The organism is Paenisporosarcina sp. OV554 (assembly GCF_003058165.1).
Taxonomy (GTDB): domain Bacteria; phylum Bacillota; class Bacilli; order Bacillales_A; family Planococcaceae; genus Paenisporosarcina.
In genome coordinates this window covers 86,357-103,677 of record NZ_QBUC01000003.1, presented here as the reverse complement: position 1 = coordinate 103,677, position 17,321 = coordinate 86,357, and the positions used below count along the sequence as shown (strand labels likewise).

14 protein-coding genes and 1 other RNA gene are annotated in these 17,321 nt (G+C 37.9%); all 15 read left to right on the top strand.

Annotated elements, in window-relative coordinates:
* Positions 1-29: 29 nt before the first annotated feature.
* The 15 genes from rpoN to sstT all read left to right on the top strand — a co-directional run bounded on the left by rpoN (position 30) and on the right by sstT (position 17,222).
* Entirely contained in the window at positions 30-1,292 is a 1,263-nt protein-coding gene (gene rpoN, locus C8K15_RS04095; protein ID WP_108585163.1) for an RNA polymerase factor sigma-54, read from the top strand.
* 8 nt (positions 1,293-1,300) lie between these two features.
* Entirely contained in the window at positions 1,301-1,534 is a 234-nt protein-coding gene (locus tag C8K15_RS04090) for a glutaredoxin family protein (RefSeq protein WP_108585162.1), read from the top strand.
* 135 nt (positions 1,535-1,669) lie between these two features.
* Positions 1,670-2,707 carry a sugar-binding transcriptional regulator gene (locus C8K15_RS04085; protein WP_108585161.1) on the top strand — a complete coding sequence of 346 codons (1,038 nt, stop codon included), beginning with the start codon at positions 1,670-1,672 and terminating at the stop codon, positions 2,705-2,707.
* 12 nt (positions 2,708-2,719) lie between these two features.
* The gene (gap, locus tag C8K15_RS04080) at positions 2,720-3,727 is read left to right on the top strand and encodes a type I glyceraldehyde-3-phosphate dehydrogenase (RefSeq protein ID WP_108585160.1); all 1,008 of its coding nucleotides are present in this window, start codon (positions 2,720-2,722) and stop codon (positions 3,725-3,727) included.
* Between the two features lie 122 nt (positions 3,728-3,849).
* Entirely contained in the window at positions 3,850-5,037 is a 1,188-nt protein-coding gene (locus tag C8K15_RS04075) for a phosphoglycerate kinase (protein WP_108585159.1), read from the top strand.
* 12 nt (positions 5,038-5,049) lie between these two features.
* Complete coding sequence (gene tpiA, locus C8K15_RS04070) at positions 5,050-5,811, top strand: triose-phosphate isomerase (protein WP_108585158.1); 762 nt, start codon at positions 5,050-5,052, stop codon at positions 5,809-5,811.
* On the top strand, positions 5,804-7,348 hold the full coding sequence (gene gpmI / locus C8K15_RS04065) for a 2,3-bisphosphoglycerate-independent phosphoglycerate mutase (protein WP_108585157.1): 1,545 nt from the start codon (positions 5,804-5,806) through the stop codon (positions 7,346-7,348). The genes tpiA and gpmI overlap by 8 nt, the downstream gene beginning before the upstream one ends.
* A 2-nt stretch (positions 7,349-7,350) precedes the next feature.
* Positions 7,351-8,646 carry a phosphopyruvate hydratase gene (gene eno, locus C8K15_RS04060; RefSeq protein ID WP_108585156.1) on the top strand — a complete coding sequence of 432 codons (1,296 nt, stop codon included), beginning with the start codon at positions 7,351-7,353 and terminating at the stop codon, positions 8,644-8,646.
* A gap of 216 nt (positions 8,647-8,862) precedes the next feature.
* Positions 8,863-9,090, top strand: a complete 228-nt coding sequence (secG, locus tag C8K15_RS04055) for a preprotein translocase subunit SecG (RefSeq protein WP_016429075.1) — start codon at positions 8,863-8,865, stop codon at positions 9,088-9,090.
* A 205-nt stretch (positions 9,091-9,295) separates the two neighbouring features.
* The gene (locus C8K15_RS04050; RefSeq protein ID WP_108585155.1) at positions 9,296-10,042 is read left to right on the top strand and encodes an alpha/beta hydrolase; all 747 of its coding nucleotides are present in this window, start codon (positions 9,296-9,298) and stop codon (positions 10,040-10,042) included.
* A 43-nt stretch (positions 10,043-10,085) separates the two neighbouring features.
* Positions 10,086-12,404, top strand: coding sequence for a ribonuclease R (rnr, locus tag C8K15_RS04045; RefSeq protein ID WP_108585154.1), 2,319 nt, complete (start codon positions 10,086-10,088; stop codon positions 12,402-12,404).
* Positions 12,405-12,456: 52 nt separating this feature from the next.
* Positions 12,457-12,924, top strand: a complete 468-nt coding sequence (smpB, locus tag C8K15_RS04040; RefSeq protein WP_108585153.1) for an SsrA-binding protein SmpB — start codon at positions 12,457-12,459, stop codon at positions 12,922-12,924.
* Positions 12,925-13,078: 154 nt separating this feature from the next.
* Positions 13,079-13,433, top strand: a transfer-messenger RNA (tmRNA) gene (gene ssrA, locus C8K15_RS04035).
* 602 nt (positions 13,434-14,035) lie between these two features.
* A complete protein-coding gene (locus C8K15_RS04030; protein ID WP_108585152.1) occupies positions 14,036-15,214 on the top strand; it encodes a NupC/NupG family nucleoside CNT transporter in 1,179 nt (392 codons plus the stop codon).
* A gap of 775 nt (positions 15,215-15,989) precedes the next feature.
* Positions 15,990-17,222, top strand: coding sequence for a serine/threonine transporter SstT (sstT, locus tag C8K15_RS04020; protein WP_108585150.1), 1,233 nt, complete (start codon positions 15,990-15,992; stop codon positions 17,220-17,222).
* Positions 17,223-17,321 lie beyond the last annotated feature (99 nt).

The following is a 17,321-nucleotide window of genomic DNA, read 5'->3' as shown; positions in this document are numbered from 1 at the left end:
CGTATAATAGAACAAAGGGGTGGATTTGAATGGAACAACACTTAAGTCAATTGCAAATACAGACACAAAAATTAGCAATGACTCAATCGTTGCGCCAATCACTTGAAATCTTAAATTTCTCGACGTATGAACTAGAACAATTTCTTAGAGAGAAGCAAGATGAGAACCCTTGGTTAAAAGTACGATCAAAAGGACCGACACTTATTTCTCCTCAATTTGTCCAACAACAAGCAATCCATTCTTCTTTTAAAGACCTGCTATATGCACAATTGATAGACTATCATTTATCAGATGAACTTAGACATTTGGTTCACTGGCTCATCGATGATCTAGACGAGGATGGTTTCCTTACTGGTACAGTTGAAGAATATGCTAATTGGACAAATAAACCAGAATGGTTAATTCAAGAAGCAATCGCAGTCATTCAACGTTGTGAGCCAATTGGGATAGGAGCATTCTCAAAACAACATGCATTAGTCTTGCAAGCAATGCATCATAAATTATCAATGAATACAATAAATATTGTATCCAAACATTTTGACTTATTTATTTCTAAAAAGTGGAAAGAGCTTGCGAAGAAGATACATATTTCATTAGAAGAAATTCAACAAATCGCGGATACATTATCAAACTTCTCAACATCACCTTTACAATTAATTACACAACATCACGTTGCTTACATTCAACCTGATGCCTATGTATCATTTGACAAAGATGAGTGCACTATCAATTATTATGGACACGCTTTTCCTCAAGTACAAGTAGATAAAACCTATTCACAAACGCTTTCATCGCAAATGGATAAACAAACAAAGGCATATGTGTTGAAAAAAACAAAAGAAGTCGAGAGTATGAGCTTTCAATTACAGTGGCGAAAATCGACTTTGCAACGAATCATTCAGGAAATAGTCCATAGTCAACAAAACTATTTCACGAATGGGGCATCTTTTTTAGTACCGATGACTATGACTGATTTAGCCGAACGTTTAGAAATACACGAGTCAACGGTTAGCAGAGCTGTTCGAGAAAAATATATTCAGACGCAAACTGGAATCGTCGCATTAAAGTCTTTTTTTTCGCAACCAACAGTTGATGATGTATCAGCAATTCATGTGAAAACACGAATTCAATTTTTTATTGAACATGAAGACAAAAACAAACCTTTATCCGATCAAAGAATCGTCGATTTACTTTCTATAGAACGAATACATTTATCACGACGAGTAATTGCAAAGTATAGAGAACAGCTTGGCATTTTTGGTTCATCAAAAAGAAAACGATTTGAAAGGTAGGATTAATAATGAAAGTTCAATTTTATTCGCGATCTAATTGTCCATTATGTGAAGAAGCTAAATTAATGCTTGAATTAGTAAAAGAGGATATTTCCTTAGAAATCGAAGAAATTAATATTGAAGAAGATGATGAGCTACACGAGAAATATCTCCTACGCATTCCTGTAATTATGAGTAAAGGGGAAATTATTCAAGAAGGTCGAATTGATTATCCAACATTGTTAGAGGCGTTTACATCGTAAACGTCTTTTTGTTTGCACTTTTTTATAAAGAAGAGTATATTAATATTACAAGTGGGACAAAAATTATACTACTGGGACAAAAAACGTCCCGATGCATTGTTAATAAGATGCAGTTTTTCGAAAAGGGAGAATGCAATGGAACAATTACTAGGAGCACAACAGAAATTGTTGCCAGAAATGACGACTCTTCTCCAAAAAAGATATCGACTATTAATGACGATTCAGTTGTCTACAGGAATAGGACGTAGAGCATTAAGCGAAATTGTCCATTCGACTGAACGTGAGACGAGAAGAGAGTTAGACATTTTGCGAGCACAAGGGTTAATCCAAGTGTTGGCAAATGGAATGGAAATTACACAAGAAGGTAAGAGTGTGTTAGAAGTTTTAAAAGATTTGGTTCATGAATGGTCCGGATTATACGATATGGAAAAACAGCTTGAAAAAGCATTTAAATTAGCTCGAGTAATCATCGTTCCAGGTGACAGCGAAATCGAAAGTCCTGCAAAATCCTTAATCGGACAAGAAGCGGCAAAACAGCTTGAGCTGTTATCGAAAAATAAAGATACTGTTGCCGTTACAGGTGGCAGTACAATTGCAGCAATAGCCAACCACTTATCTGTGCATATTAAACCTAAAAATTTAGTGTTTGTTGCAGCGAGAGGTGGAATTGGGGAGAACGTGGAATTGCAAGCAAATCATATTGCATCCGCATTCGCCAACCAAGCAGGTGGAACATCTCGAACGTTGTACTTACCAGACCATTTAAGTGAAACAGCTTACAAAACAATGATTAAAGAGCCTGTCATTAAAGAAATGATGGACCTATATGATAAAACCAACATTGTCATTCACGGTATTGGGGATGCAAAAGAAATGGCAAGACGCCGTAATTCTAGCAATGAAGAACTTGATATTATTTTGCAGAAGGAAGCTGTCGGAGAAGCCTTTGGTTATTACTTTAATGAGCAAGGGAAGGCTGTTCATCGTATTCGGACGGTAGGGATTCAATTAAAACAACTTAAACATGCTCAACATTTATTAGCTGTAGCAGGTGGAGCTTCTAAAGCTTCGGCCATATTATCTTATTTAAAACATGCACCTAATCAAACAGTATTAATTACCGATGAAGGTGCCGCAAAAAAACTAACTCAACTTATGAGTAATGAAAATTAGGAGGAATTATAAATGACATTAAAACTAGCAATTAACGGATTTGGACGTATTGGGCGAGTAGTATTCCGCGAAGCATTACAACGTGATGGAGTAGAAGTAGTAGCGATTAACGATTTAACGAATGCAGCGATGCTAGCTCATTTACTAAAATATGACTCAATTCATGGTGTTTTTGATGCAGAAGTAACTTCAGAAGGCGAATATTTAATTGTCAATGGCAAACAAGTACGTGTTTATGCTGAAAAAGATCCTTCAGTATTGCCTTGGAAAGATCTTGAAATTGATATTGTTATTGAAGCAACAGGAATATTCCGCGACAACGAATCTGCTGGAAAACATATTGAAGCGGGTGCTAAAAAAGTTATCGTTTCTTCACCTGGTAAGAGTGGGATGTCTACGTTCGTTATGGGTGTTAATCACGAAACGTATAATCCTGAAGCAGATCATGTCGTTTCAAACGCATCTTGTACAACAAATAGCTTAGCGCCAGTTGCTAAAGTTCTTCATGAGAAATTCGGAATTAAACGCGGTATGATGACTACGATTCATTCATACACAAACGATCAACGTATTTTAGATTTGCCACATGAAGATTACCGTCGTGCTCGTGCAGCAGCTGAATCAATGATTCCAACATCAACAGGAGCTGCAGCAGCAGTTTCATTAGTTCTACCTGAATTAAAAGGCAAGTTAGATGGAATGGCTGTTCGAGTACCAACGCCAAACGTATCACTTGTTGATTTAGTAGTAGAACTTGATACAGATGTAACAACTGAAGAAGTAAATGCTGCATTAAAATCAGCATCTGAAAACGAGTTAAATGGTTTCTTGGAATACAATGAATTGCCATTAGTATCTCGTGACTATAACGGTAATGCCGCTTCATCAACTGTAGATGGATTATCGACAATGGTTCTAGAGAAAAACATGGTTAAAGTATTGTCTTGGTATGATAATGAAACTGGCTACTCTACTCGTTGTATCGACCTTGCATTACACATGTCTAGTAAAGGTTTATAAGATGTCTAAGCTCTTGATAAAGTAGCGAATATTGTCAATAACCTCTATAATAAAGTGGGGTAAAAGGAACGGAGGTACCCTCCGTTCCTTATTTTTTTAAATTTTGAAGGAGGAGATTCTTCATGAAACAAAAACAGACAATGCAACAAGTAGACTTGGCAGGTAAGCGGGTATTTTGCCGTGTAGATTTCAATGTGCCTATGGAAGACGGAAAAATTACAGATGATACAAGAATACGTGCAGCCCTTCCTACTATTAAACACTTGGTAGAAAAAGGTGCAAAAGTAATTTTGGCGAGTCATATGGGTCGTCCAAAAGGAGAAGTTACTGAAGAGTTACGCTTAACTGCGGTGGGTGAACACTTAAGTGAGCTATTACATAAACCTGTTCTGAAATTAGACGAGTCAGTTGGCGAGTCAGTGGAACAAACAATTGTTGGAATGGATCAAGGGGACATTGTGTTACTAGAAAATGTTCGTTTCCATAAAGGTGAAGAAAAGAATGATGCAACTTTAGCAGAGCAATTTGCTAAGCTAGCAGATGTGTTTGTCAATGATGCTTTCGGAGCGGCACATCGTGCACATGCATCAACAGAAGGAATCGCCAAACATATTCCAGCAGTTTCAGGATTGTTAATGGAAAAAGAATTAGACGTTTTGGGGAAAGCATTGTCTGAACCAGAACGACCATTTACAGCTATTATTGGTGGAGCAAAAGTGAAAGACAAAATTGGTGTTATCGATCATTTATTAGACAAAGTGGACAACCTATTAATTGGTGGAGGCTTATCTTACACATTTTCTAAAGCACAAGGGAATGATATTGGAAAATCTTTGCTTGAAGAAGACAAAGTTGACTTAGCCAAATCATTTATCGCTAAAGCGAAAGAAAAAGGTGTGAAATTATACTTGCCCATCGACGTTGTAGTTGCAAATGAATTTTCAAAAGATGCCGAAACAAAAGTAGTCGATATTGATGCGATTCCTTCCGATTGGATGGGGCTGGATATCGGGCCAAAAACAACGGCTCAATATGCAGATGTCATTGCCAATTCGAAACTTATTATTTGGAATGGCCCAATGGGCGTATTTGAAATGACACCATTTGCTGAAGGAACGAAAGGTGTTGCAAATGCTATGGCAACAACACAAGCTTATACAGTGATTGGTGGGGGCGATTCAGCGGCTGCTGTTGAAAAATTCAATGTAGCTGATAAAATGGATCACATTTCGACTGGTGGCGGAGCTTCTTTAGAGTTCATGGAAGGCAAAGATCTACCGGGAGTTGTGGCACTAAACGATCAAAACTAAGGAGGAATTCGCATGCGAAAACCCATCATTGCTGGCAACTGGAAAATGTATAAAACTTTATCTGAGGCGAAACAATTTGCTGAGGAAGTAAAAGGTTTAGCACCAGATTCTGTGAAAGTGGATACAGTAATTTGTGCACCTCCACTCTTTCTTGAACAATTAACCCAATCACTCTCTGGATCAACTGTTCATGTGGGTGCTCAAACAATGCACTTTGAAAACGAAGGTGCTTTTACTGGAGAAGTTAGCCCGGTTCAATTAGCAGACTTAGGCGTTGAATATGTTATTTTAGGACACTCAGAACGACGTGAATATTTCAATGAAACAGACGAAGCAGTCAATAAGAAAGTGCATGCGGCATTTGCCCATTCATTAACACCTATTGTTTGTGTAGGTGAAACTCTTGAAGAGCGTGAAGCAGGTAGCACGGCTTCAAAAGTTGAAGGACAAGTAGAACAAGCACTAGCTGACTTAACTGAAGCTCAAGTGAAACAAACGGTTATTGCATATGAACCCATATGGGCAATCGGTACAGGTAAAACAGCAACATCCGAAAATGCTAATGAAGTGTGTGGCGCGATTCGCTCTAAAGTGGAGTCTTTATTTGGACAACAAGTGTCTGATTCTGTTCGAATTCAATATGGTGGCTCTGTTAAACCAGAGAATATTGAAGAATTATTAACAATGGAACATATTGATGGTGCTCTTGTGGGTGGTGCAAGTTTACAGCCTGAATCGTTCTTGAAATTATTGGAGGCTGGTGCCAATGTCTAAGACACCAGTTGCTCTAATAATTCTGGATGGTTTTGCACTTCGTAATGAAGTTTTTGGCAATGCAGTAGCACAAGCTAAAAAGCCGAACTTTGATCGTTACTGGAATACCTATTCCCATGCTTCTTTAGTTGCTTCAGGAAACGCAGTTGGACTACCTAAAGGTCAAATGGGGAATTCAGAAGTAGGTCATTTAAATATTGGTGCAGGTCGTATCGTGTATCAAAATTTAACGAGAATCCATAAATCAATTGTGGATGGTGACTTCTTTCAGAATTCTGCATTTATGGAAGCTATTGCACATGTGAAAGCAAATGATTCAAAACTTCATTTAATAGGTTTGTTATCTGACGGTGGAGTTCATTCGCATTACGAGCATTTATTTGCACTGTTGCAGTTGGCGAAATCACAAGGTCTTGAAGACGTATTTGTTCACGGATTTTTAGATGGTCGCGATGTTGGTCCAACAACAGCACTTTCTTACATTGAAGAAACTGAAAAACAAATGGCTACTATTGGTGTGGGGAAATTCGCGACCATAAGTGGACGTTATTACGCTATGGATCGCGATCGTCGATGGGAACGTGTGGAAAAAGCCTACCGTGCTTTAGTTGATGGGGAAGGTGAAAGATCTTCATCAGCTGCAGCAGGTGTAAAAGCTTCTTATGATAGCAACGTGGCAGATGAATTTGTTCTTCCGTTTGTTATTGAGGAGCAGGGAAAACCTGTTGCAACGATTGATTCACAAGATGCCGTTATTTTCTTTAATTTTAGACCAGATCGAGCAATTCAATTATCATCTGTCTTAACAAACCCTAGTTGTGATCAAGCATTTTCTTTATGTATCAAACACCCAACAGAATTAAAATTTGTGACATTTACAACTTATAGTGAAGAAGTTTTGGCTTCTGTCGCTTATGAAAGTGACAACTTGGTTAACACAGTGGGCGAGGTTCTTTCTGCTAATGGGAAAACACAATTACGTATTGCTGAAACAGAGAAATTCCCTCATGTTACCTTCTTTATGAGTGGTGGACGAGAAGAACGTTATCCAGGGGAAGAACGTATTTTAATTGATTCTCCAAAAGTAGCCACTTATGATTTACAGCCCGAAATGAGCGCTTATGAAGTTACAGATGCGTTACTTGAAGCCATTTCTGCGGACCGTTTTGATGGGATTTTATTAAACTTTGCAAATCCTGATATGGTCGGTCATAGTGGGATGCTCGAGCCTACTATTCGTGCGATTGAAGTAGTCGATGAATGTTTAGGACGTATAGTTGATGCATTAATTGCTAAAGGTGGGGCAGCTATTATCACAGCAGATCATGGCAATTCAGATGAAGTATTAACGGTTGCCGGTGAACCAATGACTGCACACACAACGAATCCCGTACCTGTAATTGTAACGAAAAATGGAATTGATTTACGTGAAGATGGTATCTTAGCAGATCTTGCGCCAACCATGTTACACTTATTAGGAATTAGTCAACCGCCTGAAATGACAGGTAAAACATTACTGAAAGCTGAGGAGATTTAAACATGCCAATTATTACTCAAATACAAGCTCGTGAAGTATTAGATTCTCGCGGAAATCCAACTATTGAAGTAGAAGTATTTACAGAAAGCGGCGCTTTTGGTCGTGCAATAGTACCTTCAGGCGCTTCTACTGGTGAACATGAAGCCGTAGAACTACGTGATGGCGATAAAGATCGTTACCTCGGTAAAGGAGTGCTTAAAGCCGTAGAAAACGTTAATGTCGTGATCGCAGAAGAACTTGAAGAAAAATTCACTGTATTAGATCAAGTATCAATAGATCAAGCGATGATTGAGTTAGATGGTACTGAAAATAAAGGCAAACTAGGAGCTAACGCAATCCTTGGAGTTTCAATTGCCACTGCCCATGCAGCAGCTGACTTTTTAGATATCCCGTTATACCAATACTTAGGTGGCTTTAACGCGAAACAACTTCCAGTTCCAATGATGAACATCTTAAATGGTGGTGCTCATGCTGATAATAATGTTGATATTCAAGAATTTATGGTAATGCCAGTAGGGGCAAAAACTTTCCGCCAAGCACTTCAAATGGGCGCTGAAATTTTCCATAACTTGAAGTCTGTATTGAAAGATAAAGGATTGAACACAGCAGTAGGAGATGAAGGTGGATTCGCTCCTAACTTAGCGTCAAATGAAGAAGCGATCACTACGATTTTGACTGCTATTGAAAAAGCAGGATACAAACCAGGCGAAGAAATTTTGCTTGCAATGGATGTTGCCTCTTCTGAGTTCTTCAATAAAGAAGATGGAAACTACCATCTAGTTGGTGAAGGAATCGTCAAAACGTCTGCAGAAATGGTTGCATGGTATGAAGAGCTTTGCGACAAATATCCGATCGTTTCAATTGAAGATGGTTTAGATGAAAATGACTGGGCTGGACATAAATTATTGACAGAACGCTTAGGCGATCGTGTTCAACTAGTTGGTGACGATTTATTCGTTACAAACACAACGAAACTTTCTAGAGGGATTGAAGAAGGTGTTGCTAACTCAATCTTAATCAAAGTTAACCAAATCGGTACTTTAACAGAAACATTTGATGCGATTGAAATGGCGAAACGTGCTGGATATACAACAGTAATTTCTCATCGCTCTGGTGAATCTGAAGATTCAACGATTGCTGATATCGCAGTTGCTACAAACGCTGGCCAAATTAAAACGGGTGCACCGTCACGATCTGACCGCGTTGCGAAATACAACCAGTTACTTCGCATTGAAGATCAACTTTATGAAACTGCTCAATATTTAGGAATGAAAACTTTCTATAACTTGAAAAAATAAAGACGTGAGCCGCACACTCCTTTAAGAAAGTGCGGCTTTTTTACAGTTATGGCAAAGCCGATTAAATTTTAAATTAGATGAAATCTATTAAATAACTCTTGTTCTTCAAATTATCTGACAGAATTCTTAATGTATTTCTCTCAGCTTATTGTACTTGTCTCTATAATTTGGTAAAATAGTTCTTGTTGTGATGTTTCTGATCAGGAGGTGGAACAAATGCATGCGTTTTTATTGACTTTACTCGTCATCGTTTCGCTAGCATTAATCGTTGTTGTGTTGTTACAATCAGGGAAAAGTGCAGGTTTATCAGGTGCCATCTCGGGCGGAGCTGAGCAACTTTTCGGGAAGCAAAAAGCAAGAGGAATTGATCTTGTCTTGCACCGTGTAACGATTGTATTAGCTGTGTTATTTTTTATTCTGGCAATTGCCGTAACCAAATTATAATCAACATTCAAACCGCCTGACCGACTGAACTGGTTAGGCGTTTTCTTGTTTTTATAGCCATTGGGATAAGTTGGATATTACGAATAACTTACATATGTGTGGTTTAACAACAACCAGTTAATCACAAACTCAATTGGAAACAGCATTAACTATTGTTGTTTAATACTGCACGCTATGCTATTTTCTATTATTGGAGGTTTTTTGAATGCGAATCGCGCAACCCAAACCGTTCTTTTTTGAAGCGGGTAAAAGAGCCGTATTATTGTTACATGGTTTTACGGGGAATTCGTCAGATGTACGTATGCTTGGTCGGTTTTTAGAAAAAAACGGCTATACATCACTGGCGCCTCATTATAAAGGACATGGAGTTCCACCCGAAGAATTAATCCAGACAGGACCGAAGGATTGGTGGAAAGATGTGATGCGCGGATATGATCAATTAAAAGCTGCAGGCTATGAAGAAATTGCAGTTGCTGGATTATCATTAGGCGGTGTCTTTTCATTAAAATTAGGGTATACCTTACCTGTAAAGGGAATTGTGACGATGTGTGCACCTATGTCGATGAAAACGACAGAACTTATGTATGAAGGTGTTATTAAATATGCAAGAGATTATAAGCGTTATGAAGGAAAAGACCTATCACTTATCGAAGAAGAAGTAGAAGCTCTTCAACGTAAGTCGATGGATTCATTACCAGAATTACGAAACCTAGTTTATGACGTTCGTGACCATGTGGATCATGTGTATGCTCCATTGTTTGTTGTCCAAGGCCGTCAAGATACCGTCATAGAAGTAAACTCGGCTAATATCATTCATGACGAGGCAGAGTCATTTGAAAAACGTATAAAATGGTATGAAAAATCAGGTCATGTGATAACACTCGATAAAGAAAAAGAGCAATTACATGAAGATATATTAGAATTTTTACAGACACTAGAGTGGCAGGAGTAAAAACCGCCTCACTCGCACACGCTATAATAAGGAGGGATGAAAGATGGAACATAATTTACAACAACGTTTACTTGATTTCATGCGTGAAGAAGAATATCATCCATTGACTGTCCAAGAAATTGAAAGTCAGTTTGGTTTTGAAGATGCAGATGAATTTAAAGAGTTAGTTAAGACATTAGTACGTCTAGAAGAAAAAGGATATGTGATTCGCTCAAAATCAAATCGCTATGGTGTTCCTGAAAGAATGAATTTACTAAGAGGTAAATTTATTGGTCACGCAAAAGGATTTGGATTTGTTGCACCGGATGAAGCAGGGATGGATGATATTTTTATTCCTCCAACTGAAGTAAACGGAGCAATGAACGGCGATATCGTCTTGGTCCGGGTTTCAACTGCTAGTTCAGGAGACCGTCGAGAAGGATCTATTACAAAAATTGCAGAACGCGGTATTTCTAAAGTGGTGGGTCAGTTCCAAGACAACAAAGGTTTTGGCTTTGTTCTTCCAGATGATAAAAAAATCTCAATGGATATTTTTATTGCAAAAGAAGATACTCTTGGCGCGGCTGATGGACATAAAGTAGTTGTAGAGATTACGGGATGGCCAGAAGGACGTAAATCGGCAACTGGAATGGTCACACAAATTCTTGGTCATAAAAATGATCCAGGTGTAGATATTTTATCGATCATTCATAAACATGGCATCGAAATTGATTTCCCACAAGAAGTTATCGATCAAGCAAATGCTGTTCCCGATGAAATTGATGAGGCCGATTTAGAAGGCCGACGCGATTTGAGAGATGAAGTTATCGTGACGATTGATGGTGCGGATGCAAAAGACTTGGATGACGCTGTTACGGTTACGAAAAATCCGGATGGTACATATAAACTTGGCGTTCACATTGCGGATGTTAGTCATTACGTAACTGAAGGCTCACCAATGGACACAGAAGGTTATGATCGTGCGACAAGTGTTTATTTAACAGACCGAGTAATTCCAATGCTACCACATCGATTATCTAATGGTATATGTTCATTGAATCCGAAAGTAGATCGATTAACTTTATCATGTGAAATGGTTATAGATGGTACAGGGAACGTGGTTTCACACCAAATTTTCCAAAGTGTAATCAAAACAAAAGAGCGTATGACGTATACAGATGTCTATAAGATTGTGGAAGAAAAAGATGAGGCGTTGATTGAACGTTACCGTGATTTAGTTCCGATGTTTGAACTAATGGCTGAACTTGCTACAATTTTGCGCGAAAAACGTGCAAAACGTGGAGCTATCGATTTTGATTTTAAAGAATCAAAAGTCATTGTAGACGAGAAAGGTTGGCCGACAGATGTTGTGATTCGAGAACGTACTGTGGCTGAACGTTTGATTGAAGAGTTCATGTTAGCGGCTAACGAAACAGTGGCTGAACATTTCCACTGGATGGAAGTTCCATTTATTTATCGTATACATGAAGATCCAAAACCTGAGAAACTTCAACGCTTCTTCGAATTCATTACGAACTTCGGATTAGTTGTTAAAGGATCTGGTAATGAAATTCACCCAAGAGCTTTACAAGAAATTGTAGAGTCAATTCAAGGAATGCCTGAAGAACCTGTAATCTCGACGATGATGCTTCGTTCATTGCAACAAGCTCGTTATTACTCGGAGAGTCTTGGTCACTTTGGTTTATCAACCGATTATTATACGCATTTCACATCACCAATACGTCGCTATCCTGATTTAATTGTGCACCGATTGATTCGCACGTACTTAATTAATGGGGATGTATCGAAACCGACTGTAGCTCATTGGGATGCAGTTATGCCTGAAATTGCTGATCATACGTCAGATCGTGAACGCCGTGCAGTGGAAGCAGAACGAGATACTGAATCACTGAAAAAAGCACAATTCATGTTAGATAAAATTGGCGAAGAGTTTGAAGGGATTGTTAGTTCAATCACAAACTTCGGGATGTTTATTGAGCTTCCGAATACTATTGAAGGACTTGTTCACGTTAGTAATATGACGGATGATTATTATCGTTTTGATGATCGTCAAATGATGATGATAGGTGAACGTGCAGGCAAACAGTATCGTATTGGTGATGAAGTAACGGTTCGTGTTACTGCTGTAAAACCTGAAGAATCTGCAATCGATTTTGAAATCGTCGGTATGACTAAAGCTTTCCAACGTACACGTAAAGAAGCACCAAAAGTCTTTCATGCAACCCGTAAAGAAGGTTCAGGAAGACGCTCATCGGACAATTCTAAGCCTGGTCAGAAAAAAGAAGTAAAACAAAAGAAAAAGTTTTATGAAGGCATTGCGAAGAAACAACAGGGTCAAGGTCGTAAAAGAAAGAAAAAGTAAGAAAATGGAGCGGCGAGTAGCCGCTCTCTTCTAAACAGTGGGGTGAAATCAGATGCCAAAAGGCGAAGGAAAAGTGGTTTCGCAAAATAAAAAAGCGAATCATGATTATTTTATTGAGGAAACAATGGAAGCAGGAATTGTGCTCCAAGGAACCGAAATAAAATCAGTACGTAAAGGGAAAGTTCAATTAAAGGATGCGTTCGTGCGCATTAGAAACAACGAAGCGTGGATTTCGAATATGCATATCAGTCCTTATGAGCAAGGAAATCGGTTTAATCATGAACCGTTGCGCTCTCGTAAACTATTACTTCATAAAAAACAAATTAACGAGTTAATAGGTTTATCAAAACAAGATGGTTTTTCGATTATTCCAATCAAAATGTATTTAAAAGATGGCTTTGCTAAAGTGTTAATTGGCTTAGGAAAAGGGAAAAAGAATTACGACAAACGTGATGATTTAAAGAAAAAAGAAGCGAAGCGTGATATCGAACGTGCCTTCAAATCTCGTAACCAAGAATGAAACTACTTGAAGTTTGACCATTTTTGTCTTATAATAAGAATACAACTTGCCAGATGTACATGTAGTTCACCCGAACTTCCATTAAGAGTTCAAGGAGGAACAAAAACTAGCTTAGCTAATTTTTGAGCATGCCTTTTTGATCATCCTATATTAAGGGGACGTTACGGATTCGACAGGGATGGTCTGAGCTTAAGTTGCGCGTCGGAGGGCTCGGCTCCGTATCAACGGCACTTTATAATAACTGGCAAAAACCAAAACCTAGCATTCGCAGCGTAAGCTGACGATGTTGCTTGTCTTGGCCATCGCCCATGTGGTCATGTACGAGCTCACTTTTAGTGGGATACGATCGTCGGTGCGACTTGAGTCGACGATAAGAGATTTCCAAGTTAGCGCACAAGACGCCCGCTTGTCGGCATAATGCTGCGTGAAATTTAATAGGCAAGATACACGCGTAGAAGCTTAAGTGTTGGAGTTTCTGGACGCGGGTTCGATTCCCGCCGTCTCCATATTACGAAATCAGATGATTTCATACAGTGTCAAAACCCTTGGTATTCAAGGGTTTTTTCTTTTTGTCTATATCATCTAGTTTCAATGAGTATTAACCGAACGTAGTCAAAGCGTAGTCACCTACTACATTCAATGTAGCTGGCGAACTTCAGTTATTGCTTCTTCTTTTGCTTTCTTCGTAACGTGTGCATCGAAAACTATTCCAAATATCATCCAGACAATGCCCATCAAGAAAAATAGTACGTTTATTATGTTCATCCTTTGGTTCCATTTTGTAAATATGCTGAAAAATGTACACAATAAAAACAGACAACTTTATTTGTCGTCTGTTTTATCTTCTGCTTTTTGTTTGCGTTATCTTGCCTTCAAGCTGAGATAATTGGTACTTATAAATTTAGACTTGTAGGTAGGCTGCAAATGAATGACGGTCAAATTGTTACAAAAATGTGGAACCGCAATCCTAAAATATAATATTCCTTTATCAACATGGGTAACATTTAATAAATAGTATATGGACATGATAAGTTATAAATGTATACTTATTAAGTAAGTTGAATGGTCAGACGTTCAACCTTTTAATAATACAACTTTGTGGAGGCATTAAATGAATTATTTAATCTCAATCGTAGGCATAATTGTTGTTCTGGGTCTTGCCTGGGTTGCAAGTAACAATCGTAAAGAAATAAAAATAAGACCAATTATCCAGATGATCATAATTCAGTTAATATTAACCTTTATATTACTGAATACCAAATTTGGATTGATTCTTATTGAGGGAATCGCAGCTGTGTTTACAAAATTACTAGATTACGCTAATGAAGGAATCAATTTTGTATTTGCCGGCATTGCGAATGAAGGACAAGCTCCTTTCTTCTTAACTGCTTTACTTCCAATCGTATTCATTTCGGCTCTGATTGGAATTCTGCAGCACATTAAGGTTCTTCCTTTCATTATGAAATGGCTTGGCTGGGCAATCAGTAAAGTAAACGGCATGGGTAAATTGGAATCTTACAATGGAGTAGCATCTGCTATTGTTGGACAATCTGAAGTATTTATTACTGTAAAAAAACAGCTTGGACAATTATCCCCTCAACGTCTATATACACTAAGTGCATCAGCGATGTCTACAGTATCGATGTCTATTGTCGGAGCTTATATGACGATGATTGAACCGAGATATGTCGTAACTGCAATCGTGATTAATTTATTTGGAGGATTCATCATTGCTTCAATCATTAATCCTTACTCTGTAACCGATGAAGAAGATCTCCTTGTTGTGCAAGAAGAAAAACAAAGCTTCTTTGAAATGCTTGGCGAATATATTATGGATGGATTCAAGGTTGCAATCGTGGTTGCGGCGATGTTAATTGGATTCGTTGCACTAATGGCAGGAATAAATAACTTATTTGATATGATATTTGGAGTCACGTTCCAAGCAATTATTGGATATGTCTTTGCTCCATTTGCGATTTTAATGGGTATCCCTGTTTCAGAATCAGTAACAGCAGGCGGTATTATGGCTACCAAACTAGTTACAAACGAATTTGTAGCGATGCTTTCATTAAATGATTTAGCGTCAAATCTGAGTGAACGATCAATCGGAATCATTTCAGTTTTCCTTGTTTCATTTGCAAACTTCACTTCAATTGGCATCATCTCAGGTGCTGTAAAAGGTCTTCATGAAAAACAAGGAAACGTTGTAGCACGATTCGGCTTGAAACTTTTATACGGAGCAACGTTAGTGAGCGTATTATCAGCGATTATTGTGAGTTTTATCCTATAGTTAGAAATAGTGTCATCCAAAACCCTAATAAAAGCAACAACCCAGCGAATGCTTATAAGTATTCCTGGGACATAAAAGAACGGGATACGAATTTTAATATTTTATCTCCATTCTCGTCTTACTGTAAAGATTACCAAAGAACCTTCTAAATCAATTATGATTAGGAGGTTTTTTTGTGTCTAAAAAATCAGGTGTCTTTAATATTTCCAATTCGCGTATAGGACGGTACCCTATTAGGTGCTGAAAAATCGTTGGAACGTTTTTACTTTTTCACCTAAATGCACGTTTTTTCATCTAATGGCATTCAAATAAGTGATTTTTTAGTAAAAAGAATCTTAATAATCATCATGTTGATTTCCGCTATGACCGGACGCTTTCCGGGGGCATGGCTTCAGCCTCCTTATTCGCTAACGCTCTCTGCGGGGTCTTCTGCTCATGCTATTCCCCCAGGAGTCGCCGGTCTTCGCTCCAATCAACAATGAAGTAAAACTTTAAAAGCTACAATTACTGAAGATAATTCAGGATTGTGGCTTTTTTGTTGTTTTATGATGTCCCTGCCCTGTCCATATGCTCCCAAAATTGCAGCTAACACAAGGACGGTTTTCATAAGATATCCTAAAATATAACAAAAAAAATCGATATAACATTCTAAAAATTTGTGTTAGAATAAAATATCAGTCTATTTAAAGTTAAAATAAGTACACATTATTTTAACGGGGAGAAGTGATTGTGCGTTTTTTATGCGTGTTTTAAGAAAATTTTGGGGGATGGTAGAATGAAAAATTTATTTGTTAAATGGAATCAAGTGAGCCTTGTAAAAAGGATTATGATTGGTATTATTGTCGGTCTTATCTTAGCTTTAACGGTTCCTAAAGCCGCAAGTTGGATCTCCATTTTCGGTTCTTTATTTGTCGGTGCATTAAAGGCAGTTGCACCAATATTAGTATTATTCTTAGTGATGCATGCGATTGCCGTACATAAAAGTGGTAAGAAAACGAATATGAAATCGATTCTTGGTCTTTATGCTATTGGTACATTCCTAGCTGGGGCTGTCGCTGTAGTTGCAAGCTTTTTGTTCCCAGTTACATTAACACTGACAACAGGAGCAGGAGACATATCTCCACCAGAAGGTATTGTTGAAGTTATTCAAACATTACTATTTAACTTAGTTGCTAATCCAATTGATGCAGTAGTAAATGCTAACTATCTAGGTATATTAATGTGGGCAATCGTTCTTGGGATTGCATTAAAAAATGCGAATCAAAATACGAAAGACATGTTAGGTAATTTTTCGGATGCAATCACTAAAATAGTACAATGGGTGATTAATTTAGCACCGCTTGGTATTATGGGGCTTGTTTTTAGTGCAATTGTAACAAGTGGTCTTTCTGCTTTACTTGATTACGGTAGATTAATTTTAATTCTAGTTGGATGTATGTTGTTTATCGCACTTGTAGTGAATCCGTTAATCGTATTCATCTATACACGAAAAAATCCTTATCCACTTGTTTTAATGGTTTTAAGAGAAAGTGGTATTACGGCATTCTTTACACGTAGTTCAGCTGCAAATATTCCGGTAAATATGAAATTATGTGAAAAACTAGGCTTAGATGAGGATACTTATGCAGTGTCAATCCCTCTAGGTGCTACAATTAATATGGCTGGTGCAGCCGTTACAATTGCTGTACTAACTCTTGCAACAGTAAATACGCTTGGTATTGAAGTTGATTTTGTGACTGCACTTATGCTTTCTGTTGTAGCAGCTATCTCTGCTGCAGGTGCATCAGGTGTTGCAGGCGGATCACTATTACTTATCCCACTAGCATGTAATTTATTTGGAGTTCCAAATGATATTGCAATGCAGGTTGTTGCTGTTGGTTTTATCATCGGTGTTGTTCAAGATTCTTGTGAAACTGCACTGAATTCTTCTTCTGACGTACTGTTCACAGCTACAGCTGAGTATGCTAAAGAACGTAAAGAAGGTACAGTAGTTTCTATGAAATCTTAGGATCTACAACTCTAGAAGTATATAGAAGCTTAACTATTGATCTGATCTAAAGCTCCATAAAGGTATCCATTTGATTGAATTCGATTAATGAAGATATAA